This is a genomic window from Salinivibrio costicola subsp. alcaliphilus, assembly GCF_001996185.1.
Taxonomy (GTDB): Bacteria; Pseudomonadota; Gammaproteobacteria; order Enterobacterales; family Vibrionaceae; genus Salinivibrio; species Salinivibrio costicola.
The window spans coordinates 1-237 of record NZ_MUFR01000223.1 but is presented as its reverse complement, the minus strand read 5'-3'; the positions used below and the strand labels follow the sequence as shown (position 1 = coordinate 237).

The window sequence follows — 237 nt, the reverse complement described above, 5'->3', positions numbered from 1 at the left end:
GAGAATAGACAAAAAGATTTATTCGATGAACTGAGTGACCAATACGAAACAACGTTTACGTTGTTCGGCACAGTCAATTCGTTTGTCTCGCAAGAGACGGACAAAACAGTATTTATCGAGCCGTTTGTCTTTTCTTTAGAAAAGCAAACACCAAAACTTTAATTGAAGAGTTTGATCATGGCTCAGATTGAACGCTGGCGGCAGGCCTAACACATGCAAGTCGAGCGGAAACGGCGG

The 237-nt window shown here is 42.6% G+C and carries 1 rRNA gene; it reads left to right on the top strand.

Annotated elements, in window-relative coordinates:
• Positions 1–159 precede the first annotated feature (159 nt).
• Positions 160–237: ribosomal RNA gene (locus BZJ21_RS15960) — 16S ribosomal RNA — on the top strand; the annotation flags it as partial.